This window comes from Rhodobacteraceae bacterium IMCC1335 (assembly GCA_039640495.1).
Lineage (GTDB): Bacteria > Pseudomonadota > Alphaproteobacteria > Rhodobacterales > Rhodobacteraceae > Thalassovivens.
The window spans coordinates 312,066-338,635 of record CP046864.1 but is presented as its reverse complement, the minus strand read 5'-3'; the positions used below and the strand labels follow the sequence as shown (position 1 = coordinate 338,635).

Sequence of the window (26,570 nt, the reverse complement as noted above, 5' to 3'; positions counted from 1 at the left end):
TTGAGGATGCAGATCTTTAATGCCATTCTCACCGATCGCGGATCAAAATATTCGGTATCCGGCGCGCCGGTTAAAACCAAGCAAGAGGCCCTTTTGATAATCAAAGCGCTGAAAAAAAATAAAAAATACGCCAAAGCCAGCCATAATAGTTGGGCCGCAGTGCTGCGCGAGGATGGGCCGATAAAGCATGATGATGGGGAAGCCGGCGCGGGCATGGTGATCTTGCGCATGCTTGAGCGCGCCGAACTGGTTGATCATGTCATTGTGGTAACGCGCTGGTTCGGGGGCACGCCTTTGGGCGGCGATCGCTTCCGCCGGATACAAGATTGCGTGACTCATTATCTTAACCACCGCCGCACAACCTGACGATATAAAGCCGCGTGAAAAACAAAACTGACCGCTGCAGCTCTGCGCGGCCCGACAATCTGCTCTGCCTCGCCTGTGAGCATTTAAATTGCGAACATCCCCATATATCAGATAACGCGCCCGCTGTTTGTTACGAACAGCTATTTCAAAACAACTGGGTTGCCGCGCATTCTAAATCAACGTGCAAATCAACAAAGGCTAGGGTAAACACGGAAAATGCGACTTTATTTGGACACGGCAAACACGCAAGATTGGGCTCAGCTCCTGCCGCTTGGGGTGTTTTACGGCATCACAACCAACCCCCTCTTGGCGCAACGTGCAGGGCTGGATTATGCGCGCTCAGATTGGCGTGGGTTGCTGGCGCATGCCAAGGCGCTGGGCGCACAAGAATTGCATCTGCAAGCGTTTGGGGATCCCAGCACTTATGTAAAATGGGCCAGAGAAATTTACGACATCGCCCATCAAGAAGAAATCACCGCCGTGATCAAAATTCCACTTGTGCGGCCCGCCATTGCGCAAGTGCCAGATCTCAAAGCCTTAGGTGGGAAAATCCTGATGACCGCCTGCTATGATGCGGTTCAATGCCTCACCGCAATCGCGCTTGAGGCAGATTATCTGGCCCCTTATCTTGGACGTATGCAGGCCAAAGGCATCGATGCCTTGGGGCATCTTAACGCAATGAACATGATCAGTCAGGGCAGCGGCTGTGAGGTGCTCGCGGCCTCGATCAAATCGCTGGAAATGCTGCGCCAGATTGCGCAGGCCGGCACCCCCTGCGCAACGCTATCTCCCGATTTGGCCCGCGCACTGTTCGACAATAGTAACTCAACCGAGGCGCATCACGCCTTCGAGGCCACCTGCCAATCGAACAAATAAAGGCCAACAGCCTTTTCCTTTGAACAGGATCGCCCTCCAATATCTTGCAACCGCAATCATCTACGCTGCACAGTCTTTACGTTGTAAAGCCGGATGTCACACTGTTCAAAGCGGGCTGAGCCGCCAGCGTAAAACTGTTTCAAAGGTGAAATTTTTCGCAAGATCATACCAAACTACAAATCGCGCTTGCCAAAAATAATTCACAGATGTCAGGTTCATGTCAGGTTAACACGAAATACTCCGCGCGTTCGGGCAACGAGGCCCAAAAGAACATGGGAGGAAATATCAATGACTATTAAACTGGGCCGCCGGGCCCTGATCGCAGCGGCGTCAGCCGCTTTATTGGCTGGCCCTGTAACGGCAGGCGGACATCAAGTTGTAGACAGCATTCACTTTTTGATACCTGGTGGCGCAGGTGGCGGCTGGGATGGTACGGCACGCGGCACAGGTGAAGCACTGACCAATGCCGGCCTTGTTGGCTCTGCATCATTTGAAAATATGTCAGGCGGCGGTGGCGGAAAAGCCATTGGATATCTGATTGAGAATGCCGATTCAAACCACGGCACGTTGATGGTCAATTCGACACCAATCGTGATCCGTTCTTTGACGGGCGTTTTCCCGCATAACTTCCGTGATCTGACATTGGTCGCAGGCACAATTGGTGATTATGCAGCAATGGTTGTGGGCAAAGACAGCCCGCTGAACAATATGAATGATCTGCTGGCCGCATACAAAGCCAACCCGCGCGATACAGCCATCGGGGGTGGCTCTGTACCCGGCGGTATGGACCACCTCGTTGCGGCGATGGTCATGCAAGCGGCCGGCGAAGATCCAACAGCTGTGAAATACATTCCATATGATGCAGGCGGTGATGCGATGGCGGCGTTGCTGTCAGGGGAAATTAACGCACTGTCGACTGGATTTTCCGAAGCCGTGGCCTTGGCCGAAGCTGGCGAAGTTAAAATTCTTGGTGTGACATCTGATGCACGGGTGGATGCCTATGCAGACGCACCCACTATGAAAGAGCAGGGCATCGATACGGCCTTTGTCAATTGGCGGGGATTCTTCGCGGCCCCTGGTTTGCCGGCTGATAGGCTTGCAGCCTATCAGGATGCGCTGAGTAAAATGTATGACACGCCCGAATGGGAAGCCGTGCGTGCGCGCAACGGTTGGGTCAACATTCATAACAATGGCGATGACTTCCGCAGCTTTTTGGAAGGCCAGGAAACCGTCATTGGGGATCTAATGCGCAAACTGGGCTTCCTGTAAGTCAGGTTTCGACCCCGTAATTGGCCCCTTTACCAGGGCCAATTTTTTTCTTGTTACAACCGATACAAACGAGGGAAGCTGATGGCTTTAGATCGCTGGATCGCCTTAGTAATTTTGGGGGTTGCTTTGGCCTATGGCTATGCGGCTTTTTTCTTGATGGACCACCTCTTGCCGCCATTTATGCAGCGCAATCCAGTCTGGCCATCAACTTTTCCCAAAATCCTATCGGTTCTGGCAATATTGATTGCTTTGAGTATTTTATTAGGTGTGGAAAAGCCCGCCAAAGAAGCGACAAAACTCGATATCGATTACCGAAGATTGCAAGATTACAATTCAGGACAGGCTTTTTTAATGCTGGTGATGATGGTGCTTTATGCTTTCACGCTGCGCCCTTTGGGGTTCTTTATATCAACAATTGGATTTTTAAGCCTGTCTTCGATCATACTTGGCGAACGCGGTTTTATAAAATTACTTCTGATCACCGGCAGCGCCACGTTTGTCATTTGGTACCTGGTCGAGCAAATATTGGGCATATTCTTGCGGCCACTGCCCGCATTTTTAATGGGAATTTAGTATGTTAGAAGGTTTACTGATTGGTTTAGAAACCGCTTTTTCCATCAAAAATCTTTTGATGGTGATTGGCGGCTGTCTGATCGGCACCTTTATTGGCATGCTGCCAGGATTGGGGCCGATGTCGATCATCGCAATCATGATTCCCGTTGCCGTTACTTTAGGCGACCCCTCCGCTGCCCTGATTTTGCTGGCCGGGGTGTATTACGGCGCAATTTTCGGCGGCTCAACATCGTCTATTCTGCTGAATGCGCCAGGCGTTGCTGGCACCGTCGCCACCAGTTTTGACGGCTATCCTATGGCCCGGGCCGGTATGGCGGGTAAAGCGTTGACAATTGCAGCCATTGCTTCCTTTGCCGGCGGCACGATCGGCGCCATTTTGCTGATGATTTTCGCGCCAGCCCTTTCCTCAGTGGCCCTATTGTTTCACTCCGCTGAATATTTTGCGCTAATGGTGGTCGGCCTGGGAGCGATTGCCGCTTTTGCAGGCTCCGGGCAAGTGTCAAAGGCGCTTTTGATGACCATATTGGGGCTCATCATGTCAACCGTGGGCGAAGGAGCGCTGTTCAACATGCCACGCTTCACAATGGGGCTGATGGATTTACAATCGGGCTTTAGCTTCATCACGCTTGCAATGGCTATTTTTGCCCTACCAGAAGCTTTGTTTCTGGTCATGAATCCTAGCCGCGCGGCGCAAGGCCACAGCGCCAAAATTGAAAATCTGCGCATCAACAAGTCGGAGGCCCGCGCCATTGCCCCTGTGATCGGAAGGCAATCCCTACAAGGCTTTTTCATCGGCGTTCTGCCTGGCGCAGGGGCTACAATTGCCTCTTTTCTGGGTTATTCGGTCGAGCGTAATTTGGCCTCGGAAACAGAACGCCGCGAATTTGGTCAAGGTTCTATAAAAGGTCTGGCAGCGCCCGAAGCGGCGAATAATGCCGCCTGCACAGGCTCTTTTGTGCCCCTTTTAACGCTTGGTATTCCCGGTTCGGGCACAACCGCAATCTTGCTTGGAGCCCTTTTGGCTTTAAACGTTAATCCCGGCCCTCGCCTGATGACGGATGAACCGCAAATTTTCTGGGCGGTGATCATTTCTATGTACATTGGCAATCTGGTGCTGCTCGTTTTGAACTTGCCACTCATTCCCTATATCGCCAAGGTCCTTGCGATACCGCGCAATTATCTGATCCCGTTCATTTTGTTTTTCACCCTAATGGGCAGCTATATTGGGCAGAATAACGCGACTGAACTGTTAATCCTTGTAGGGTTAGGACTCTGCGCCACGGTTCTGCGCTTTGCCAATTATCCGCTGGCGCCGTTGCTGATCGGGTTTATTCTCGGCCGGATGCTGGAAGATAATTTCAGCAGGTCTATGCAGCTTTATGACGGGATGGCTTTTATTTTGGAGCGCCCGATGACGCTGGGATTATTGGTCTTGGCGGCGATTTTGATTATTATTCCTAGCTATCGAGCTCGGCGCGCGCGCATTGCAAAAGCAGGCATTGCGGATGGAGATTGAGCCCCGAGGCTATTTCGCTCATCTCGCATATCAAGCACGGATGCTTTCTGTAACCAGGCAGCACGCATATTTTGCCAGCTCATTTGATTTTGACAAATGCCCACAGCTGGTTAACGTTTGATCCAGCGCCAGACACCAACCCGAGGCGATGCGAATAGAATGAAAGTCTTGATTGTCGAAGACACGCAAAAACTAGCGGAATCGCTGGCAGAGCATTTTATCTTAGGCGGGCATGGAAGCGATATTGCAGGTTCTTTAGAAATCGCAGAAGAGCTGTTGGCGGTCACACATTACGATATCGCCCTCTTGGATATTATGCTGCCAGATGGCAATGGCGGCGACTTTCTCCGCCGATTGCGACGACGCAAAATCATGATGCCAGTCATCGTGATGACGGCACGCTCCGAAGTGTCGAACAGGGTCGATTTACTCGATATTGGGGCGGATGATTATATTATAAAACCATTTGATTTTGTGGAATTAGAAGCCCGGTGCCGCGCGGTGTTGCGCCGTCATATAGGTACTCAGCAAACAGAATTAACCGTTGGTGACATCACCTTAAACCCGCTCACGGCAGAATTGCGCACTCCGCTCGGGCAGCATATGCTGCGCAACCGGGAATTGCGTTTGCTAGAAATATTTATGAATGCCCCGCAGATTATTTTCACCAAAGATCAACTCACCGACCGGTTGCTCACAATTTCTGAGGCGGTAACCGAAAATGCGATCGAAGTGTATATTGGGCGTATTCGCAAAAAACTGACCGGGTGCGAAGCGAGTATAGAAACAATTCGCGGCCTTGGGTATAAATTGGTTATCGCATGAACACGCGATTGCGATACCCTTTATCCTTGCGATGGCGGCTTTTATTGCCGCTTGTGGTCACCGCCGTGATCATTTCTATCCTCTTATTCGTCACCATGCGCCAAGTCACCAAACAGGCGGTACAAGCCACCCAAGATGCCTTGCTCTCCACAGCCGTTAGCTCAATCTTGCAGCAAACCAGATCCCGTGACAGCAATGTTGATATTGATCTTCCTTATGATATTTTCACCATGCTCGGCGCGATCAGCCAAGACAAAGTCTATTATCGCGTTGATCTAGATGGCGTGTTTTTAACCGGATATGAGGATTTAGCGCCTTTGATGGATGGCCCGCTTTCGGATCGCCCCCTCCTAACCTCGCAAAGCTTCAAGGGCGAACACGTGCGCCAAGCCACCATCATACAAAGCTTTTTGATCGATGGTCAGGCAAAAATGCTGCGCGTTACCGTGGCCCAAACACAATTGTTTCAAGAAGCTATTCTGCGCGAAATATCGCGCAATGCCTCGATCATTGGGCTCAGCTTCTTTGGCTTTGCGATTTTCATGGCACTTTTGGTGACCACGTCTTTTTTGCGTCCGATCAACCTTTTGGCCGGAGCTGTCAGCCGCCGGGGCCCGCATGACTTGCGCGATGTGAAACACCCGACTCCCCCGGAATTGGCGCCTTTGCTCACCTCTTTAAATGGCTTTATTGGACGCCTTCGCAGCACGTTGGGGCAAACCGAGACCTTTATCGCAGAGGCCGCACATCATATTCGCACGCCCCTCTCCTTGGTGAAATCAGAAAGCCAATTGGTGTTGCGCAAATCGGTTGATCCAGACACTCGCAAACATTTGCACAACGTCATCACCTCGGTTGATGAAAGTATCCGATCGGCCAGCCAATTGCTGGATCATGCGCTTGTGCTGTACCGCAATGAGCAAGCCCAAAAAGACCGCCTAGATCTGCCACTCATTTTAACCCATGTGCTCTCTAGCATGGCCCCACCGCCGATCTTAAAGATATCACGTTGAATATCGATATTGATGACAGCCAACCGCTTTGGGTGATGGGCGATCGTGTTTTGATAGAGGTGGCGCTGCGCAATCTGTTGGATAACGCAATCAAATATTCAGATCCTGATATGCAGGTCACTATAAGCGCCGAGCGGCGCAAAGAGTTTGCAACCATCGCCATCACAGATCAGGGCCGCGGGATAAAGGGGCTTGATATGTGCAGCTTGAATAACCGCTTTCGCCGCGGCAGCAACGTTGATGATGTGATTGGATCAGGCTTGGGCTTGGCAATCACATCGGAAATTTGCACCGCGATGGGCGGGGAATTGGCGCTCACAAACAACAAAGGAGCTGGCGCATGCGCCGTTTTACGATTACCTGCCTGTTAGGCCTATGCGCGCTTGCATCCAGCGCTTTCAGCTTTGAAATCGAACTGAGCACGCGCTTTGGAGATGCCCAAAGCCCCGCCCAACTGCGCATCTTATCTTCAACCGATCTGGACCGGTTTCAACCCGTGATTTCAGAATTTCTTAACCGGAACCCAAAATTCTCAATCACCTATGTCACCGCGTCAACCAGCGAAATTTACAAAGCGATCGCAGAGGAAAAACAAAAATTTGATCTGGTGATCTCTTCCGCCATGGACCTACAAATCAAATTGGCCAATGACGGGTTCACCCGAACGGTGCCAAATGTAGAAACCAAAAATGTTCCGGCCTGGGCCCGCTGGCGGCATGAGGTGTTCGGCTTTGCCCTTGAACCGGTGGCTTTGCTTGTGTCGCGCCGCGACTTTGCCGATTTAGAGCCACCAAAAACCCGGCGCGATTTATTAGCCCTAATCCGCAATAACCCAACAGTTTTCCAAAACCGCATCGGTGCCTATGACCCGCACATTTCGGGGGCTGGGTATTTGTTTTCCACCCAAGATGCCCGCCAGTCAGATACGTTTTGGCGTTTGGCCGAAGTGATGGGCCGCGTGGGCACAAAACTCTATTGCTGTACCAGCCATATGATCCGTGCGGTAAATACAGGAGAGTTGGCGCTGGCCTATAACGTATTGGGCAGCTATGCCAACGCCACGCTACCTGCGGGCAGCAATGCAAAAGTTATAACCTTGCAGGATTATACGCATATCTTGTTGCGCACCGCCGTGATCCCAAATACGGCGCAAAACTTTAGCAGCGGGCAAGCTTTTTTGAATTTTCTGATCAGTGATGACGGGCAAAGCATTTTGGACCAAAAAGCCAAATTACCCGCTTTGAACAATTCGGATATCGCCCAGCTTGCCAATCGCAAACCGATCCGGCTTGATTCCGGGTTACTGGTTTTTCTAGACCGTTTGAAAAAGCAAAGTTTCCTAAGCGAATGGGATGCGGCATTGATCCAAAATTAACCCATATTTTGCGCAGGCACGACAACCCTATTCAAAAAACAGGCTTCCTTTTCCGCGATCCAGCGCGCCGCATGCAAACCAAACCCACATCCGACTCATTTTCTGAAAGCAGCCCTTATTTTGCAAAACGCATCGCATATTTATAGAACGCTCTTAACCTTGCTCATTGGCCTTGTCGGCGCTGTTATCTTTCACGTCATTGGCTTTCCAGTGCCCATGCTGACAGGGCCGGCGGTGCTGGTCAGCTGCGCTGGTTTGCTGGGGTTGCGCATGCAACTTCTCGGCCCGCTTAAACCCCTGTGCTTCACACTTTTGGGCATTGTGATTGGTTGTACTGTAACCCCCGATGCGATGCGCGCAGCGCTTGCTTGGCCGCTCAGTTTTAGCATTTTGGCCGTAAGCGTGGTTTGCACGACCCTTTTATGCCGCTGGGGGCTGTATCGGCTGTTCGGATTTGACTGGGCAACGGCCAGCCTATGCGCGCTTCCAGGGCATTTAAGCTTCGTGCTGGCCTATTCCGAGGATGTGGCCGCAAACACATCCGTGGTTGCGGTTGTACAAAGCATTCGCGTTCTGTTTCTCAGCTTAGGGGTGCCAGCCATTCTTGCCATGTTCTTTGCCGCGCCAAATTTTGCCGCCGCGCCCCTGCCGACGCTTAACTTCAAAGAAACCCTGACGCTGGCGATGCTGGCACTGGGAATTGGGCGCGTTTTTCAACATATGCGCTTGCCAGCAGGATTTTTGCTTGGCGGATTGGTGATATCAAGCCTTGGCCAATTGAGCAGCTTGGTTGATGGCCGCTTAGCAGACCCGCTGGAGGCGGCCGCATTGATCGCATTGGGCGCGTTAATCGGCAGCCGCTTTAATGGCATCCAGCCCTCAATGTTAAAATCAGCTTTTTTTGCGGGCTTGTTCCTCACCTGCCTGTCTATCGTGGTGGCAGCTCTGGGCAGTCTATCCGCTGCAGCTTTTCTGGATCTTGATCTGGCAATCTTGCTTGTTTCTTTCGCCCCGGGCGGAGTCGAGGCGATGGCCGCTATCGCTGCGGAAATGGGTTTAAACCCTGCCTTTGTCGCGGGCCATCACGTTTGGAGATTGATGATTCTGACGCTTCTGCTTCCAGCCCTAGGCCTGGTCAAGCCGCGGCGCTAGGCCACATCATGGTTCTTCTTCTAGCAAGCGTTCGGCCTTTGGATTGGCAAATTGCAAAATTTGGCGCGACGTTTTCAACTCGGCAAGCATTTGCTCAAGCAAATCCAAAATGCGCACCACGGCCAGAAATAAAACACCTGCCACCGCCACCGTAAAACCATACCCGACGATCTTATCTTCCTGACTGGAAAACCCCAAAAGAATCGACAACATACCGCCGATAATAAGCAAGGTTCCTATAATCGCGATCACCCATTTCATTTCATCATATCCTTATGCAGATCGGTGGCACCATTTTTCTGCCCATGTTTCAGCTGCTTCGCCACAGCTTACTCTGACTGAAAGGTTACCCCTATGGGGAAATCGCGGCAAGCGTCGCACAGCGTTTTTTCAGGATTACCGCCCCCAGCTGGTCAAAAAGCGTGAGCAGAAGATTTTACATTGCCTTGAGCCGAGCCCTATCATTTAAAAATATCAAATCAGGGTATCCCAACCAAAAAATTTCGGGCAATCTTGGCTCAAAGAAGATCACGCATCAAGGATATATGCCGCGAATGAGCCGCCCCAAACCCCCAATATTTTTGGCCGTTCAAGCCTTTATGATGGGCCTTATTCCGCTGGCTATAAGCGGCTATTTTCTGTCAAAACCGGATGTGTCTTTCTTGAATATATTTGACATAAACGGCTCGCTCGGCGCGATCAGCGTGGCCGCAATTTTAGCCATTTTGAACCCCATGCAAAATATGCAGCGCCGCCCGGTTGAACGGTTTCTTTGGGGATTATCGCTCTCGCATATTTTCATCTTTTTGATTTGCGTTTCAGCGGCGATCACGTTGGCAAACCGACCTGGTGATATTGGGCCGATTATTGCCTATAGCATCTGTGGGTATATTTTTTCGCTGGTGATTTACCTGCTCTCAACGGTGTTTCTGGAAATCACCAGGCCAGGCGATCAGCGCAACAGCCGCAGCTTTCTAATCTGCTCGGGCACGATTTTAAGCACCTTGGCCTATCCGCCTCTGTTCATCTTCACGCTTCAAGCTGATTTAGATCTGCCGCTCTTCAACCCGGTTGCGCTGCTGCGGGCGCTCGAGGTGCGCTTAACGCCGGATCTCTTTCTTTTTTCGGTTTCTACCGGAAGTTTTTTAATCTTTTTAGGGCTATATGCATGGCATAATCGCGGCGTTTCGATGCAGAAATCGCAGGTTTTTTTAGCGCATGTATTGCTACTGATTTATGCTATAAACGCAAATTTTTACATCATATACGCATTGTTAACCGCCGCAAATCTGGCCCAGTTCCTTCAAAGCTGTTGGAGCAATGCGATTGGGTTTATCGCTCTTTATCTCGGGCTTTATCTGCTGCAGACGCTCAATTTCAAAAGCATCGCTTCGCTGCAACGGGCGCGCTTTATGGCAAAACTTGGGCTCGCTCTAGCGGTTGGAGCACTTGCGTTTTTTTCCTTTGCCGCGATTGTTCCCGCTTCGGTTATGATCTTTCCTGTCTTTGGGGTTTTTATCATTGCTGGATTTTTGGCCTATGTGAACAATTTGGAAAGCCAAATTCTAAACCGCACGGCGCAAATCAACCTTGAGCGCAAAAAATCAGACGCGTTGCTGGCAAATATTCTGCCCAAATATGTGATCAATGATCTGAAAGAAAAGGGCTTTTCCGAACCACGCAGCTTAGAAAATATTTCGGTTATGTTCACAGATTTTGTTGGGTTTACAAAAATATCCCAAGAAATATCGGCCACGAAGTTGATTGAAGAACTTAACGAAATTTTCAGCGAATTTGATCGGATTACCGAAAGCCATGCCTCCGAACGGATCAAAACGATCGGGGATGCGTATATGTGCGTCAGCGGGCTTGAACGCTCAGCGCAGTCGCCACAGCGCAATTTGATTTCAATTGCTCTGCGGATGATTGCGTTTTTAGAAAACCGCAACCAGCAGAATGAACTAGAGTGGCACTTGCGGCTTGGCATTGCGTCGGGCGATTCAGTGGCTGGTATTGTCGGTCAAACAAAATACCTATTCGATCTATTTGGAGATGCAGTAAATACCGCCGCACGGATGGAAAGTTATTCTGAACCGCAATCCATCAACATAGATCAGAAAACCTATCTGGCCTTGGCCAATGCACCCGATTTGACATTCATCAAACGCCCAATCACCTTCGTCAAAGGCAAGGGCGATATGCAGATGTATTTTGTGACCCGCGCCGACATAGCAGATCCGGCAATTGTCGAAACTGTATAACCCCGTTTACTGGATAATTATATCTTCAGAATATTTTTGCCGCGCGGCCGAGCTAATTTGAACACTGACCGAACTGGTATCCGTTGCGCCAGAATTATCTGCGCGCAATTTGGCCACTTCTTCGCTTTCAGTTTTCAATCTGCCCAAAGCTGAAGACAGGCGTTGCCCAATGGCGGATTTATGGCCCGCGGCCGCCGCGTCGGGCGATGCACGCATTGCAGCCTGCGCCGCTTGGGCTTTCACATTGACCAGCACTGATTTAAGCGGGCCCGCAGCAGCTTGCTGCAGCGGTTGCGCGGGTTTTCCCGACTGACCAGCCTCAGATTGCTGAAGCCGCCCCAACGCATTGGAGAGCCGTTGACCAACCGATCCTAACCCATCTGCCATTTCGCAGCCCTATTTTGATAGGCGCAATGAAGCCATTGCCCAATGTCTAGTTTACGGCAAATCTCGAAAATCTTTAAGGAATTTCTTATCGCAGCCACAACAGGCCCGCGCAGAGCTTATCACCCGATCCTATCGGCGCTGAATTTAAGCCCAGAAAACAGCCCATAAAAATTTCTAATGACAGGATTTCCCCAGCGCTTTGAGCCGCCAATAATTATAGGGCAAAGGGGCCAAAAAGCCGGCCAAAAGCATAATCGGCACCACGAAAAGGGTAAGTTTTGCGCCACCAGTAATCGCCACATCCACCAGGTTCATCGCGGCTTCCATGGCCACCATAGAAATCAATGACATGCCCGCCGCGGTCTTTAAGGCCAGATTAAACGGCATCTGGCGCGCCAGAATTATTGTTTCCAACAGGATTGACGTCAAAATGCCGTTTATGATTGCCAAAAGCATTATGTTAAACACGGGCCAGTCGATGCCTGTCACCTGAAAATAGAAAATCGTTCCAAGATCGCCAATAGAGCATCCCAATAGGCACCAAAGCGTATTAAAAGACGCTTTGCGCCATGTTGGTATACATGACCAACTGATATTTAATTTCTGAACGATGGCATTCATGATTTTTTCACCCTAAGGATACGACGGGAAAAGTATAAAAGGGAATGCTGCACGCATCGCGGTCTGTTTGTCTTATACTCTATACTTCTTATTCGGGGAACAAAAACAGATAAGACCACCAAAAGTCTTTACACATCGCAACGATACAAGCGATCAGGCTTAACCAAATAGATCGAAGCGGCGCTCGGCACAAAACACTAAACATTTCTGCCTCTTTATTTTGGCCGCTGACACGTGGCAACCAGCGCATAAAAGGCCCAGAATATTCATTAAATTTAGCGTTTATACCGCTCTAGCTCTTGTTCAAGCCGAATGTTGTTTTTTTGTACGCGATCAAGCGCTTGCCGCAGTTCATCTTTTTGGCGATTGGCTTCGCGCAAGCGAATACCCACCGATCTGAAAATTCCCCGAATGGCCGGATCGGCAGTTTTAAACTTTTTTTCAAGCGTTTTTTTGGGAATTAAAATCAGCGTGCATTCGGTGCGCGTTACGGCGGTCACGCTGCGAAAGTCATCAATCACCAAACCCAATTCGCCAAACATCTCACCGGCGCCCAAAGTGACCAGCCGAAAATTTTCGGCCGTCATCAAATCCACTTTTCCAGACTGAATCAGGTAAGCGCCTTTTGAAACATCGCCCGCCTCATAAATCGTGGCCCCTGCGGGTAGTTCCTGCTGTGATGCCATAATGGGTAGCTCCAAAAACATATCATACGTTAGCGCAGCAGTTTTTTAGCGCCTTGGCGCAATATGCACAACGGCGTTTGTTTTTTGCAGATGCGGGCGCTGCAAAAAAACCATGGCCACAAAAAGCACCTTTATATTTTAAAGGCATTCACGCCGCTTGATTGATACTTTAGCGGATCAACACCTAGCGGGCCCGAGAATGCGGCATCGATCAACCAAGGGATGGAAATTACCACAGATGGGAACAATGGCTTAGGTACTGAGGCAACCCGGTGCGGGCCCGCAGACGCGGGCGCGCAACTGACCGATAAGGTTTGCTTATTCTTTAACTGATTGAGGCGGCACGCACATCATCATCAATAAAGGGTACGAATTTTGCGAAATTATCCGAGAACATATTAACCAATTTTTGGGCTTGTTGATCATAGGCCTCTTGATCGGCCCAGGTGCTGCGCGGATCCAGCAGGCCGCTGTCAACGCCCTGCGCCAACATCGGCACTTCAAAGCTAAAATTCGGATCCTTTCGAAAGGGTGCATCGAGCAAGCTACCGTCAAGAGCCGCGGTCAACAGCGCCCGCGTGGATTTGATTGGCATTCGTGATCCAACCCCATAGCCACCGCCAGTCCAACCCGTGTTCAAAAGCCAGCAATGGGATCCATGATTGGCGATTTTAACTTGCAAAAGCTTGCCATAAACTTCTGGGCGCAGCGGCATGAATGGGGCGCCAAAACAGGTTGAAAATGTAGGCTCAGGCTCGGTGACACCCCGCTCTGTACCCGCAATTTTCGACGTAAAACCCGATAAAAAGTGATACATCGCCTGCGCCGGCGCCAGCTTTGAAATCGGCGGAAGAACGCCAAACGCATCGCAGGTCAGCATAATAATATTTTTTGGATAGCCGCCCAGCCCTGTTTCCGACGCGTTTGAAATATAGTTTAACGGGTAGGAACAGCGCATATTCGGCGTCAGTGAACTGTCTTTAAAATCGAGCTCTTTGGTCTCGTCATCAAAGACCATATTTTCGATCACTGTGGCAAATTTTTGCGTGGTCGCATAGATATCAGGTTCGGATTCGGGGGTTAGATCAATGGTTTTTGCATAGCAGCCACCTTCAATATTGAAGGTACCACGCGCCGACCATCCATGCTCATCATCTCCAATCAGAACCCGATTTGAATCCGTAGAAAGCGTTGTTTTTCCGGTTCCCGACAAGCCGAAAAACACCGCTGTTTCTTCCGGATTACCCACCGCGTGGTTTGCCGAGCAATGCATCGACATCACGCCTTTTTCTGGCAAAAGATAATTCAGCAAGGTGAATACTGATTTTTTGTTTTCACCCGCATATTCGGTGCCGCCGATCAAAATAACGTTCTGCTCAAAATTTAGCACGACCACGGTTTCGCTGCGGCAACCATGGCGCTGTGGATCTGCCTTAAAGCTTGGGCAATTGATCACCGTCCATTCTGGTGTGAAACGGTCAAGCTCTTCCAGCGCCGGCCGGCGTAATAAATGGCGAATGAACAGGTTGTGCCAGGCCAATTCGCTGACAACGCGCACATCCAGCCGATGCTCGGGATCCGCGCCGGCAAACAGGTCTTGCACATAATAGCGCCCGCCCTGCATGTGCTGACGCATATCTTGATAGAGCAAATCGAATTTTTCGGGTTCCATTGGCGGGTTGTTATCCCACCAAATTTTATCAATCACATTCGCCGTACGGACCACAAATTTATCTTTCGGGCTGCGCCCCGTAAATTTCCCCGTCGACACCAATAAACTGCCACCTTGGCCCAACTGCCCCTCTCCGGCTGAGACAGCAAATTCCATCAAGGCGGGTTCTTGAAGGTTATAATAAACAGCGCCAAGCCCAGTGATACCCTGTTGCTCTAACGTGTTGTTATTATTTACCCGACCGTGGTTCATTCTCGCTCTCCTAATGGGGCTGCAGTGTTGCGCTATACAGGTTCCTAACACCATCGCTTCACCCAACGGAAGCTGCGATTTAAAGCGTTAGCGCAAACACATTGGTGTTAGCGCAATCACCTTGAATACTAACCGTTGATCTGCAGAAAATTCATGCAACTCTGCAGAAAGTCAGCCGAAAAAGCGCTTAAAAATGTGACTTTCTATCAAGGGGGCAGAGCAAGCGAATCATTCCGGCTTCTGAATGCAGCAAAATCTTGCCTTGCCCGCGCGTGCAATCAAGCAGCTTGCATTCCAATCAATTTTTGGGTCACAACGCGCCATGCAAAAGACACATTACACCACCCAAAATACCGCAAAATTATAGGGATTACCCGCAATGCGCGCGCCGCATCTCATCCAACCTTTTTTTGCAATCACGCCAAGGGCCATAAAATCAGCCCTTGCGGCTGAGGCTGATCCAAGCCCGCAGGGGTTTTAACATGGAGTCCAGCCTGATGTTTTGGGGCCTTGCCACCTTAGCCGCGGTGTTTGTCGGGCTTGGCAAGGGTGGCTTGCCGGTCGTCGCGGCTTTAGCGGTGCCAAGCTTGGCGCTGATCATGTCACCGATTGCGGCCGCGGGCTTATTATTGCCGGTATATATCGTGTCCGACGTGTTTGCTTTGGCTGCTTATAGGCGAGATTACAACAAGCAAGTGCTTAAAATCGCCGTAATCGCGATGAGCCTTGGCGTTTTGATCGGCGGCTTAACCGCGCATTTGGTTATTGAATGGATGGTAACCGCCTTGATTGGCCTGATGGGGGCTGTATTTGCCCTGAAACTGCTTGTGGAACCCAAGCAAAAAGCTCAGGCCACGCAGCCCATTCAAAAAGCTTCGGGCTATTTCTGGTGCACTATTGCGGGATTTACCAGCTTTATCAGCCATAATGGCGGACCGCCTTGGCAGATATTCACTTTGCCTTTGAACTTGCCAAAATCTATCTTCGTCGGCACTTCGGTGATTGCGTTCAGCTATTGCAACCTGATTAAGCTGATCCCCTATTTGTGGCTAGGGCAAGTGAACCTGGATAGCGTCTTCATGTCATTTTATCTGATGCTGCCCGCATCGATGGCGGTGTTTATTGGCGTCAAGCTGGTGCAACGAATCCCGGAATTGCTTTTCTTTAAACTTGTGACTTGGGCTTTGATGATCATTTCTTTGAAATTGATATGGGATGGGATCCACATCGGCTTGAGCTAAACCCAAAAGGGGCAATAGCCGCACGGATCCGGATTATCCTTTGCGCTTTGGCATCCAACTCGGTCTGGCAGGCGCCCTATAGGCCCGAACGCGCATCTGAAAGATAGGGGGCTTACTATGCGGGGCCATCGAACCGGAGGTATGCAAAGAAATAGCAGAGAGCCGCGTTGAGAATGCCCGCGTTGAGAATGATGGAATGTTCTAATCAGAAGCTGCAAATCAACCCAAATCCTCTGCTTCTGGGGTTTTGCCGCTTTACCACAAACGTACAAAGCGGCGCGTTGACCTGGCCAGCATAAGAGCGGGCGCGCTCAGCCTGCGCGATGGCCGTTTACAAGCGCCGCAGATTGCCCCCTGTGTATTGTATCACGCGGTATCTCTGCCGCGATTTATTTTGAAAAATGACGATAATTACAGCGAGGCGCTGCTCTGCTAAATCCATGCAAAACAACGCGCTCAAACGCTAATCGTTCAAAAAGCTGGCGCCGATGCTGACCGCTTTGATCTGTATCTGCACGGCGAAATTGAAACCATGGTTTTAGACATATGCTGCCGCGATCATTGGAAGCGCAGAGGAGCTCAAGATTATTCCTGCAGTGCCGGCCCTATGTAAAGGCTCCATAATAACGGAAAGAAGAGATTGGGATGATCGTGAAAATCCACAGCAAAATGTGATAACAACGATTAGCCAAAAATGTGTTCTAGCGTGGCGGGAGACAAAGCTCGCGCCGTCGACCGCAAGAGATTGATTATTCATTTCAGCGAATGACATGCAGATGCCATGACGACCATGGCGTTCTCATCAAAATGAAGTGTTTCGGCAGCTTTCACTTCATTATGATTCACATAGGTAATCACCATCATGTCTACTCCAGAAAATATATCTAAGACTTTAAAGTGTAGATCAGGTTGATTTTCAAGGGCACGGGACCAATATTTTCTTAGCGCAACAATACCCCTAATTTCAGCTTTTCCCATGATTGGGATTGCCTTATTAGAGCGAAAAAAATATCTTCACGATAATGCCCAACTATGTTTTCTATGTTGTGGCCGTTCCAGTCGCTCTCCCAGTTTTTTGCAAAGTTTAAGTAAAAAATATTATCCACTTGTAATTCCTTTGTATCGCATGATTCTTAAATATTCTCAGCTTTTAATTGAATTAATGAACTAATCTTCACTTTTACAAAACTCTCTGCGACACTTGTCTGAAACTTTTCGATTAGCAATGGCCAAAGGAAGAACCTATTGTCGGCGATGTCCGTCGTCAAATAAATTGGGACATAAGGTCGGCTTGAGCTATAGAGGCTCTGGTTCATCTGTTGGGTTGATTATGCAGCCTGCCTTTGATGTTGCAAGCGTCGATACTCGGGTTAGCATTAGACTGTTTGATCAACCCTTGGATGTCAGGATATTTTGGCGATCCCGAGAGGGTCGAAATCTGGCCGGCGCAAACCCATTTGCAGCCTACAGGTTGCTTTGAAATCGCATTGATACGCATGCTTGACGCTTGCGATCTGCTTTCCGCCCAGCGCACAAAAAAGAACGCGAGCGTGATCGTTGACTATAAAGTTGACCAAGCCGCACGGAAACAGGGCCTAGCCTAAGCTGGCATCGCTGTCGCCAATTGCACGGCGCAATTGCGCGCGGCGTGAGCACTGAAACCAATAATCCTACGGCAAATGGCGCAGACCACGAAGGGGGCGGGCGCTATTAACCAGCAAGCGCTTTGCGCGAATATTGCACAACTAGGGCAGAGTACTGATTAAAATCAGATTCTGCTAGCAAGACGTGAGCGGGTATAAAGATGGCTTTGATTTCTCATGCGGCATCTCAGCAGCATTTGGTGATTTCTCCAAAAGTCAGCGATAATAATTAAGGAAAATTTTTTACTTCCAAACCACCGTTTCAGTAATTAACGTATCACTGTGGTCTGGTATAAAAACCGGCCAAAACCCCGCATGCTCTCGACCTTGAAAAGGATGCGCCTATGTTTCGTAATCGATTGACCCTGTTTCAAAATAAATTGGCGGAAAAAAATATTGATTTGGCACTTATAACAGATGAGGATAATGTTTATTATCTCACCGGTTATTATGATTATTTGCATATGGAGTTTGGGCGCCCGACCATATTGGTCGTTCCCCAAAATGGCCCCGTCATTTTGATCACACCAACGATTGATTTAAACGCCGCGCAATCGGCGGCCCAGGTCGACCGAATTGCCCCTTGGAACGATGGGATGGGCAATGAATGGCGCGAAGAATTGCCCAAAGCGATCAGAAACACCACAACGATAGCCGTCGAACCGGATCATATGCCGCCAATGGTGCGCGCCTATGTGAGCGAAGTGATTGATACACAGAGATTAGACAATGCAACGCCTCTGCTCAGCGCCATGCGCATGATCAAATCGCCTGAAGAGCTGCAACTTGCCCGTCACGCAGGCGAAGTGGCCACAGCGATGATGGTGGCGGGGCGGGGCGCGATTGCAGATGGGGTGCCAGAATTCGAAGTGGCGATCGCAACCTCGCAAGCGGGAACGCGCAAAGCCGCAGATCTGCTGACGCGGCATTACGCTGATACAGATATGTCGCCCAACACCCATTTTCTGCAAATCATGGCTTCGGGCGACTCCATTATCAAAACCCACCACCGCGCCTCAACCCGGATTATGCATAAAGGTGATCCCGTATTCCTCTGTTTTTGCGGTATGACAAATTTTCATCGCTTCAAGCTGGGCTTTGATCGCACCTTCTGGATTGGCGATGCGCCAAAAGATCAAATCGCCGTATATGAAGTGGCGGTGGCCAGCCAAAAAGCCGCGCTGAACGCGCTGCGCCCCGGCGTCACCGCAGAAAGCATTCACGCCGAATATGCCAATGTCATCCAAGAGGCCGGCTATAACTATCCTTTCCGGTGTGGGCGCGCGACCGGCTTCAGCTTTCTGGAAACGCCGCAGCTTGTGACCGGAGATAAAACGATTATCCAGCCCGGTATGGTTTTGGCGATTGATGGATCGGTCTCAGTTGAAACCTTCAGGGCCCAAGTTGGGGATAGCGTGATCGTGACGGAGGATGGCTGGGAGCCGCTGACGCAACATACCAAAGCCGTGCAGGATGTGATTTTATAATGTTTCGATCCGGCGACACCGTATGTTCACAAAAACGGCAGCCTGAGCTGAATAAAGGGCGCCATCCTCGGGCAAAACTGGGCTTTATTCTAATGTCGACCGATCTTGCTGCCGAGGCCGATTTTTATGATATGGTGCCCGCTGGCGTGGCTGTGCATATCACCCGCCTGAAAACCGAGGATTACACCACCACGGAAACGCTCGCGCGCCATATTGATCATATGGCCGAGGCCGCCGCGCGCCTTCAGCCCGATGTAAAACCAGAGGTGATCAGCTATAGCTGCACCTCCGGCTCAATCGTGTGCGGTGAAGAACATGTTTTTCGTCAGATTAAACTGGGCGCGCCTTGGGCCCAGCCCATGTGCATTGTAACAGGCGTGGTGGATGCCTTGCGCGAAATTGGCGCCCAGAAAATTGTGGTGGGCACTCCTTATCTGGATGAAATCAACACCTCAGAAGCCGAGTTTTTGTTGCAAAAAGGCTTTGACCTTCTGGATATTCAGGGGTTGAACCTCACCACCGGAATCGAATTTGGCCAAGTGACACCCGCCTATTGGAAGCAATTTGCGCAAGAGCTAGACCGCCCTGATGCCGATGCTGTTTTTCTCAGCTGTGGCGGCATCCGGGCCTTGGAAGTTGTACAAGAAATAGAAGATGCGATTGGAAAACCCGTGATCACCTCAAACCAAGCGCAATTCTGGTCTTGTTTGCGGCGCGCGGGGATCATGGACAAGTTGTCCGGTTTTGGACAAATATTTCAATATTCCGGATCCCATCTGGCCCAAACAACGTGATGCTATGACCCGCTTTTCCGCATGGACCGTCTTTAAGGAAGGCATGAGGGGCCAAAAAGGCTGGGCCCGCCAATGGCGCGATCCGGATCTAAAAAAACACTATGATATTGTGATTGTCGGCGGTGGGTTGCACGGCCTTGCCACGGCTTATTATCTGGCAGAAAACCACAAACTTAAAAATATTGCGGTTCTTGAAAAAGGATGGATCGGCGGCGGAAATGCCGGGCGGAACACAACGATTGTGCGCTCAAATTACGCGCGGCCGGGAAATCGGGAATTCTATGAAGATTCGTTGAAGCTTTGGGAAAACCTGAGTTTTGAATTGAATTACAACGTGATGTTCTCGCAGCGATCGCATATCACCCTTTTGCACAGCCCGGGCGCAATTGATGAAGTTGCACGCAATTACAATATTATGCGCAGAACCGGGGCACCGGATGTAGAATTATGGGGGTTAGAGAAGCTTAAGAAAGCCGTTCCGCATCTAAATTATGCCGATAATGCGCGGTTTCCGATCTTAGGGGCGGCGGTGCATAAACGCGCCGGAACCGCGCGCCATGACGCGGTGGCCTGGGGCTATGCACGCGGCGCGGATAGCCGGGGCGTTGATATCATCCAAAATTGCGAGGTAACCGGGATGATCCGCGCGGGCGTAAACGTCACCGCGCTGGAAACCACGCGCGGCACGATCCGCGCGGGCAAAGTGGCTTTGGCGGTGGCCGGAAGCACCTCGCGCCTGTGGCAAATGGCCGGGTTGGGCGGGCTGCCGATCGAAACCCATAAATTGCAGGCCTTTGTAAGCGAGCCGCTAAAACCGCTTTTAGATCAAGTTGTGGTGTTCGGGATAGGCGGGGCGCATTTTTATATTTCGCAGTCGGATAAGGGCGGAATGGTCTTCGGGGGCGATCTTGACTGGTATAAATCCTACGCACAGCGCGGCAATCTACCGATCGTGCAGGATGTGACCGAAGCGGCGATGTCGATCTTGCCCTGTTTGGGGCGGGTTAAACTGCTGCGGCAATGGGCAGGCGTGGTCGATATGTCGATGGATGGCACACATTTCATCTGCAAAACGCCGCTCGACAACCTATATCTGAACGCGGGTTGGAATTATGGCGGGTTCAAAGCAACCCCAGCCTCAGGGTGGTGGTTTGCCGATTTGATCGCCCAAGACCGCCCCCATAAAATGATCCGCGATTTTGATCTAAAACGCTTTGAACGCGGGCTGCATATTGATGAACGCGGGGCTGGATCAGACCCCAAATTACACGGATAAGGAAGCAACGCATGATCCGAATTCCCTGCCCTTTTTGCGGCATCCGCGATCACAGCGAATTCAGCTATGGCGGCGATGGATCCATCGCCTATCCTGCCTTGGATGCCCCGATGAATGACTGGCATGACGCGGTATTTCTGCGCGATAATCTCTGCGGTGTGCAAACCGAAACTTGGCAGCATCTGCAGGGTTGCCGCATGTGGTTGCGGGTTGAACGGGATACGATGACGCATGAGATCCACTCGGTTACGCCCGCCCATCCTGGCATGGCCGCGGCGCTGGAGAGCGATCAATGAGCGCGTGCCGTCTTGCAACCGGCGGCCGGATTGATCGCTCTAAGCCGGTGAAATTTACCTGGGATGGCCAGGAATTGCACGGATTTCAGGGCGATACGCTGGCCTCTGCGCTGATGGCAAACGGGCAGCGCGTTTTGGGGCGCAGTTTTAAATATCACCGTCCGCGCGGCGTGATGTCCGCGGGCGTCGAAGAATCCGGCGCGATTGTCACGCTGGGCAGCGGCAATCGGGCAGAACCCAACGTCAAAGCCACGCTGCAAGAACTTTATCCCGGGCTTGAAGCCTATGGCCAGAATGCATGGCCCAATGTGCGCTATGATCTTGGCGCGGTTTCGGGCCTGTTCAGCCGATTTTTCGCTGCGGGCTTCTATTATAAAACCTTCATGGGGTTGCCGCCCTTTGAATGGGGGCGCGGCACCGGTATCTGGATGAAATATGAAAAGCTGATCCGCAAAGCCGCGGGTATGGGAACAGCCTCGCGCGCCGCCGATCCAGATACGTATGATCACGCGCATGCGTTTTGTGATATATTGGTTATTGGTGCGGGCCCGACAGGATTAATGGCAGCGCTGACCGCCGCCAAGGCGGGCAAAGACGTGCTTTTGGTGGAACAAGATTTTGAACTGGGCGGAGATTTGCTTAACTGCGCAGATGACACATCCGAAGCGCGGCGCCACTGGTTGATCCAATCGGTACAAAAAGCCGGCATTCGCATAATGACTCGGACCACAGCGTTCGGCCTTTATGATCACGGCACGGCGGGCCTGCTTGAAAAGGTGAATGATCATCAAGGCCCCCCGCCCCGTATCAGCCCAGACAACGGATTTGGACCGTGCGGGCGCAGGCCACGATCCTGGCCACGGGGGCAATTGAACGGAGCATCGCCTTTGGCGGCAATGATCGTCCGGGCGTGATATCGGTCAATGCTGGCCGCGCCTATCTCAACCGCTACGGGATTTTACCCGGGCAGCGGATCGTGATCGCAACCAATAACGACAGCGCGTATCCCGCAGCGCGCGATCTATCTAAAGCTGGCGCTGAAGTCACCCTGGTGGATGCACGTGCCACCAGCGCACCGTCTTTGCCGGATGGGTTGCGCCACGATAAAGGCTATGCACCCTTGCAAACCTTTGGCTGGAAAAACTTGTCCGGTGTGCAATTGGCTGAGCAGAGCAAAACAGGCTGGCACGCCGCGCAAACGTTAGATTGCGATTTGCTTTTGGTATCGGGGGGCTGGTCGCCCGTGGTAAACCTGTCCTCCAACCGCGGCGCGGCGCCGGGCTGGAACTCTGAAAATGCCTGTTTTTTACCAACACCCACAACAGAGCCGCTGTTCTCTGCCGGCGCGGCCTGCGGGATCTGGCAAAACGCAGCCTGCGAGGCTTCGGGGGTTGCTGCCGCGCAATCTGCGCTGGGAGAGCCCGCGCATCCGCCCAAACCTGGCGGGTGGGAAAACCCCATTCAGCCTGTTTATGAAGTGCGCCTGCCGGCACAGAACGCAAAATCATTTGTGGATTTTCAGCATGATGTTACCAGCTCTGATCTACGGCTGGCGCATCAAGAGGGGTTTGTTTCTGTCGAGCATATGAAGCGGTATACAACGCTTGGCATGGCCACGGACCAAGGCAAAATGGGCAATGTGATCGGGCTTGCTTTGATGGCCGAGGCTTTGGGAAAAACCATACCCGAGGTTGGCACAACGCGGTTTCGCCCCCCCTATACCCCCGTCGCGATCGGCGCTTTTGCAGGGCGGCAGGTGGGCGCTCATTTTAAAGCTTTGCGCCGAACGCCGCTGCATAACTGGAACCTCAAGCGCGGTGCGATCATGACCGATGCGGGCCTTTGGCACCGGCCTTGGTACTTTCCCAAAGCGGGCGAAACAATTGAAACCGCCTATATCCGCGAGGCGGGTCGCGTGCGCGAAACCGTAGGGGTCTGCGATGTTAGCTCGCTTGGAAAAATTGCCGTGCAAGGGCCGGATAGTGGCGCGTTTTTGAACCGCGTTTACGTGAACGGCTTTGGCAAACTGCCCGTGGGCAAGGCCCGCTATGGGGTGATGCTGCGCGATGATGGGATGGTGATGGATGACGGCACCACCTGGCGGCTTGGTGAAGATGAATATTTAATGACCACGACCACTACGAATGCTGGTAAAGTCATGGTCTGGCTGGAAGAGTTGTTGCAAACGCGCTGGCCCGAATTGCGCGTGCATCTGACCTCTGTTTCAGATCAATGGGCCGCGGTGTCTGTTGCCGGCCCCAAAGCGCGGCAAGTGATCGCCGATTGCCTGATCAACGCAGCCGTTATTTCGGCCGAGCACCTGCCCTTCATGGGCGTTACTAAAGCTTTGTTAAAAGGGGATATTTCGGCTTGGATCGCGCGGATCAGCTTTTCCGGCGAATTGGCTTTTGAGGTTTTTGTCGAGGCTGGATATGGCGAGGCCGTGATGGATCTGATCGACGGTGCCGCGAAGGCTGCTGATGGATGCCTCTACGGGTTAGAAGCGCTTGGCACGCTGCGCATCGAAAAAGGCCATGTGACCGGAGCGGAGCTTGACGGCCGCGTTACGCTGGATGATGCCGGTTTGGGTAAAATGGCCTCAAGAAAGAAAGCATTCATCGGCGATGCGCTGCGCAAGCGCCCCGAGTTAACCCGCGAAAACCGCCCCCAATTGGTTGGTATTTTTCCCAAAAACCGGTCGCAAAATTTCAATGCAGGCGCGCTTTTAATCAGCCCCGGCGATGAGAAGGGGTTTGGCGAAGGATGGGTAACGGCCGTAACCCATTCCCCCGCTTTAGGGCATTGGATCGGGCTGGGTTATATTTCGGGGGGGCATCGCCTTTGGGCCGATAAACAGGTTATGGCAACCGACCCGCTGCGTAAAAATGATATAGCGGTTGAAATTGTATCACCGCATATGTTTGACTCGACGGGAGAACGGATGCATGACTAGCCCCCTATCAGCCTTAAATCATCGCGCGCAATTGGCCGCATCGGCAACGCCGCAGATCCGATTGCAAGAGGTTCATCCCTTTTCACTGGTGCAAATCTCTGCTTGGCCCGATAGGCTGGATCGGGTTGGACAGTTGGCCGCGACAGCCGCCGGGTGCAGCGCGGTGGCGCGCCCTGGCCAATCGCTGCGTAGCGGCGGGCAACATTTGCTGCGCGTCGAGCCTTTGAAGTGGTGGGTGATCTCAGAGCGGGAAAATATGCACTTGCCTGACATAGATCGCCAATTGGGCACGGTTTTGGACCTATCGCATTCACGAACTTGGCTGCGCTTGAGCGGCGATAAAGCCCCGAGATTGCTCAACCATTTTCTGCCGATCGACTTGCGCGAAAGCGCCTTTGCGACGGGGGCGGTGGCCTCAACCGCTCTGCACCATGTTGGCGTTACGCTTTGGCGCGAAGCAAGTGCATATTCCCTTCTCATTCCGCGCAGTTTTGCCCTGTCACTCTGGGAGCTTGTGACTGAAACAGCCCAGCAATATGGTGTAGCAGTCAACTGAGTAGCGGATAATCCCGTCAGATACGGGCAGGTCAGCCTGCGCGGTAGAAGGCTTTGATACATCTTTAACCGGCATATATGCCGTTCCGCGCCAGCACGCTTGTGCCTGTATAAATGAATATCTCCACACCCCATTGCCTTTGGAGGGAAAACTCTCTTGCGCTAATCGACCCGCCAAAGTTGGATGAGATGTGGGTAAACTCCGTGTCAAGGCTTTTACGCCGGTATAGAGCGCTGCGCTGCTTGAGTGAGCATTTGCGCCACATGCGCCGTGCAGATCAGAGCAAGAACTTTTACGCATGGGTTTGGAGCAGCCTGGTCTTTACAGTCCAGCGCAGGGCAGCGGGCCAATGCGCCTATGATACCGGTATATTCAAAGCCGCCGCGTAGACGCCATAGCACAAATCTTCTGGGCGGCCCCGCCCGAACGGCGAGGCCGATCTTAAAGGTGCTAGCGCGTTTGTTCAGAAAGAAATGCCAGCAACGCATCTGGATGCGTATTGAAATACTGGTACCCATCAAACCGTTGGCCTGTACCAAACGGCGTATCTTGATCGGGGCCGATCCAAACAATGCTATGCTCCGTTGGGGTTGCATCCATGATTTCTTGAATATCGTTCTGCCCGGTCTTTTGGTTGAATGTATAAACGTCATTTTTCACCTGCGCATAGAGCACGGGCACCGTCAGACTTGGAACATAGTCAAGCGCTTGGGCAAATCCAAACCCATATTCTTCTTGCTGCGCCTCCAGCACACGGTCAACCAGATCCAATCCGGTTTTGGCGCGAATAAAACGATCAGTCATATTGTAAGACAATGTCGGCTGGTTGGCGATTAACCCTTTAATTTGGGGGTTCGAAAACAAGTCTGGTTCTTTTTCCAAGCCAGAAAAGTTGCATTGGCGCCCATACATTGGCTGAGGAAGAAAATATCGTCATCGCCAAACTGTGGATGCGCAAGCACATAACGCAGAGAGGCGGCAACATCCTGCCACTCGGTGACCCCTGCCCCAACCAATGCTTCGTTGCCAATCGCCTTTGAGCCGAGGCCGCCATCGCTTTCGCCTTGACTGCGATGATCATACATTACGATGTTGTAATTGGCGTCATACAAATGTTTCACCATAGGCAGAAATTCCGCAGCAACACCGTCAAGCCCGGCATCTGAACCATAGCGCGTGGTTGTCAATGGATGGTTCACGATCACCGTCTTATCCGACGGGGTCGGGCTTGGTATTTCCCATGCGCTCAGCCGAATATTATCCTCGGGAATAATATCGACATCGCTATAGAGCATCGCTTAATCGCTGGGGGTTTTGGGAATTGCTAAACGCTTGAGGGCCACGCGCATTTTCAAAATCTGGCTGACCAGCACCCGGTCTCTCAGATCAAACGGATTTGCAAACCATATAAACGCCGCAACGCCGGTAAAGGCTGTGAGCCCCGACAAGACCCAGATGAATATTTTTTTCATCCCTTACA

The 26,570-nt window shown here is 51.5% G+C and carries 25 protein-coding genes and 2 pseudogenes; 18 read left to right on the top strand and 9 right to left on the bottom strand.

All coding sequences use genetic code 11. The features are described 5' to 3' along the window. Positions 1–6 precede the first annotated feature (6 nt). The 10 genes from GN241_01620 to GN241_01575 all read left to right on the top strand — a co-directional run bounded on the left by GN241_01620 (position 7) and on the right by GN241_01575 (position 8,965). Positions 7–366, top strand: coding sequence for a YigZ family protein (locus GN241_01620; protein XAT56175.1), 360 nt, complete (start codon positions 7–9; stop codon positions 364–366). Positions 367–582: 216 nt separating this feature from the next. Then, on the top strand, positions 583–1,242 hold the full coding sequence (locus GN241_01615) for a transaldolase (protein XAT56174.1): 660 nt from the start codon (positions 583–585) through the stop codon (positions 1,240–1,242). 288 nt (positions 1,243–1,530) lie between these two features. Continuing rightward, positions 1,531–2,511, top strand: a complete 981-nt coding sequence (locus GN241_01610; protein XAT56173.1) for a tripartite tricarboxylate transporter substrate binding protein — start codon at positions 1,531–1,533, stop codon at positions 2,509–2,511. 81 nt (positions 2,512–2,592) lie between these two features. Beyond that, a complete protein-coding gene (locus GN241_01605) occupies positions 2,593–3,084 on the top strand; it encodes a tripartite tricarboxylate transporter TctB family protein (protein XAT56172.1) in 492 nt (163 codons plus the stop codon). A gap of 1 nt (position 3,085) precedes the next feature. After that, positions 3,086–4,600, top strand: coding sequence for a tripartite tricarboxylate transporter permease (locus GN241_01600; protein XAT56171.1), 1,515 nt, complete (start codon positions 3,086–3,088; stop codon positions 4,598–4,600). 159 nt (positions 4,601–4,759) lie between these two features. Beyond that, positions 4,760–5,425 (top strand): response regulator, encoded by a 666-nt coding sequence (locus GN241_01595; GenBank protein XAT56170.1) that lies wholly within the window; start codon positions 4,760–4,762, stop codon positions 5,423–5,425. Next, a complete protein-coding gene (locus GN241_01590; protein ID XAT56169.1) occupies positions 5,422–6,438 on the top strand; it encodes a HAMP domain-containing protein in 1,017 nt (338 codons plus the stop codon). Before GN241_01595 ends, GN241_01590 begins: the two co-directional genes overlap by 4 nt. Then, positions 6,435–6,809: a hypothetical protein gene (locus tag GN241_01585; GenBank protein ID XAT56168.1), complete on the top strand. Its 375-nt coding sequence runs from the start codon at positions 6,435–6,437 to the stop codon at positions 6,807–6,809. The genes GN241_01590 and GN241_01585 overlap by 4 nt, the downstream gene beginning before the upstream one ends. After that, positions 6,779–7,813, top strand: a complete 1,035-nt coding sequence (locus GN241_01580; GenBank protein ID XAT56167.1) for an ABC transporter substrate-binding protein — start codon at positions 6,779–6,781, stop codon at positions 7,811–7,813. The genes GN241_01585 and GN241_01580 overlap by 31 nt, the downstream gene beginning before the upstream one ends. 120 nt (positions 7,814–7,933) lie before the next feature. Further along, entirely contained in the window at positions 7,934–8,965 is a 1,032-nt protein-coding gene (locus GN241_01575; protein ID XAT56166.1) for an AbrB family transcriptional regulator, read from the top strand. Positions 8,966–8,971: 6 nt separating this feature from the next. Here the strand turns inward: GN241_01575 and GN241_01570 are convergent, their stop codons facing one another. Next, on the bottom strand, positions 8,972–9,226 hold the full coding sequence (locus tag GN241_01570; protein XAT56165.1) for a hypothetical protein: 255 nt from the start codon (positions 9,224–9,226) through the stop codon (positions 8,972–8,974). A gap of 284 nt (positions 9,227–9,510) precedes the next feature. Here GN241_01570 and GN241_01565 point away from each other — a divergent pair, with 284 nt between their 5' ends. After that, positions 9,511–11,226 carry a hypothetical protein gene (locus GN241_01565; GenBank protein XAT56164.1) on the top strand — a complete coding sequence of 572 codons (1,716 nt, stop codon included), beginning with the start codon at positions 9,511–9,513 and terminating at the stop codon, positions 11,224–11,226. A gap of 6 nt (positions 11,227–11,232) precedes the next feature. On the opposite strand, the gene GN241_01560 is transcribed toward GN241_01565, so the two are convergent. From GN241_01560 to GN241_01545, 4 genes are all read right to left on the bottom strand, one after another. Beyond that, the gene (locus GN241_01560) at positions 11,233–11,613 is read right to left on the bottom strand and encodes a hypothetical protein (GenBank protein ID XAT56163.1); all 381 of its coding nucleotides are present in this window, start codon (positions 11,611–11,613) and stop codon (positions 11,233–11,235) included. Between the two features lie 174 nt (positions 11,614–11,787). Then, positions 11,788–12,234 carry a DUF4396 domain-containing protein gene (locus tag GN241_01555; protein ID XAT56162.1) on the bottom strand — a complete coding sequence of 149 codons (447 nt, stop codon included), beginning with the start codon at positions 12,232–12,234 and terminating at the stop codon, positions 11,788–11,790. 275 nt (positions 12,235–12,509) lie between these two features. Further along, on the bottom strand, positions 12,510–12,941 hold the full coding sequence (locus GN241_01550) for a cyclic nucleotide-binding domain-containing protein (protein XAT56161.1): 432 nt from the start codon (positions 12,939–12,941) through the stop codon (positions 12,510–12,512). A 304-nt stretch (positions 12,942–13,245) separates the two neighbouring features. Continuing rightward, positions 13,246–14,844 (bottom strand): phosphoenolpyruvate carboxykinase, encoded by a 1,599-nt coding sequence (locus GN241_01545; GenBank protein ID XAT56160.1) that lies wholly within the window; start codon positions 14,842–14,844, stop codon positions 13,246–13,248. A 482-nt stretch (positions 14,845–15,326) separates the two neighbouring features. Between GN241_01545 and GN241_01540 the strand changes: the two genes are divergently transcribed. Then, positions 15,327–16,085 (top strand): TSUP family transporter, encoded by a 759-nt coding sequence (locus tag GN241_01540; GenBank protein XAT56159.1) that lies wholly within the window; start codon positions 15,327–15,329, stop codon positions 16,083–16,085. A 753-nt stretch (positions 16,086–16,838) separates the two neighbouring features. Here the strand turns inward: GN241_01540 and GN241_01535 are convergent. Then, positions 16,839–17,182: pseudogene (locus tag GN241_01535) on the bottom strand (nuclear transport factor 2 family protein). An 890-nt stretch (positions 17,183–18,072) separates the two neighbouring features. Between GN241_01535 and GN241_01530 the strand changes: the two are divergent. The 6 genes and pseudogenes from GN241_01530 (at position 18,073) to GN241_01505 (ending at position 25,090) form a co-directional block, all read left to right on the top strand. Continuing rightward, complete coding sequence (locus GN241_01530) at positions 18,073–19,215, top strand: M24 family metallopeptidase (GenBank protein ID XAT56158.1); 1,143 nt, start codon at positions 18,073–18,075, stop codon at positions 19,213–19,215. Beyond that, a complete protein-coding gene (locus GN241_01525; GenBank protein XAT56157.1) occupies positions 19,215–20,009 on the top strand; it encodes an arylmalonate decarboxylase in 795 nt (264 codons plus the stop codon). Before GN241_01530 ends, GN241_01525 begins: the two co-directional genes overlap by 1 nt. A gap of 4 nt (positions 20,010–20,013) precedes the next feature. Next, positions 20,014–21,285 carry a sarcosine oxidase subunit beta family protein gene (locus tag GN241_01520; GenBank protein XAT56156.1) on the top strand — a complete coding sequence of 424 codons (1,272 nt, stop codon included), beginning with the start codon at positions 20,014–20,016 and terminating at the stop codon, positions 21,283–21,285. A gap of 11 nt (positions 21,286–21,296) precedes the next feature. Beyond that, positions 21,297–21,581 (top strand): sarcosine oxidase subunit delta, encoded by a 285-nt coding sequence (locus GN241_01515; protein XAT56155.1) that lies wholly within the window; start codon positions 21,297–21,299, stop codon positions 21,579–21,581. Continuing rightward, positions 21,578–24,534 (top strand): annotated as a pseudogene (locus GN241_01510) (sarcosine oxidase subunit alpha family protein). The gene GN241_01515 and the pseudogene GN241_01510 overlap by 4 nt, the downstream one beginning before the upstream one ends. After that, the gene (locus GN241_01505; GenBank protein XAT56154.1) at positions 24,527–25,090 is read left to right on the top strand and encodes a sarcosine oxidase subunit gamma; all 564 of its coding nucleotides are present in this window, start codon (positions 24,527–24,529) and stop codon (positions 25,088–25,090) included. The pseudogene GN241_01510 and the gene GN241_01505 overlap by 8 nt, the downstream one beginning before the upstream one ends. 450 nt (positions 25,091–25,540) lie before the next feature. Here GN241_01505 and GN241_01500 read toward each other — a convergent pair whose 3' ends face one another. Genes GN241_01500 through GN241_01490 form a run of 3 tightly spaced genes read right to left on the bottom strand, consistent with a single transcriptional unit; the run spans position 25,541 to position 26,562 of the window. Continuing rightward, positions 25,541–25,894: a hypothetical protein gene (locus GN241_01500; GenBank protein ID XAT56153.1), complete on the bottom strand. Its 354-nt coding sequence runs from the start codon at positions 25,892–25,894 to the stop codon at positions 25,541–25,543. A gap of 29 nt (positions 25,895–25,923) precedes the next feature. Further along, positions 25,924–26,385 carry a hypothetical protein gene (locus GN241_01495; protein XAT56152.1) on the bottom strand — a complete coding sequence of 154 codons (462 nt, stop codon included), beginning with the start codon at positions 26,383–26,385 and terminating at the stop codon, positions 25,924–25,926. A 3-nt stretch (positions 26,386–26,388) separates the two neighbouring features. Next, positions 26,389–26,562, bottom strand: a complete 174-nt coding sequence (locus GN241_01490) for a hypothetical protein (protein ID XAT56151.1) — start codon at positions 26,560–26,562, stop codon at positions 26,389–26,391. Positions 26,563–26,570 lie beyond the last annotated feature (8 nt).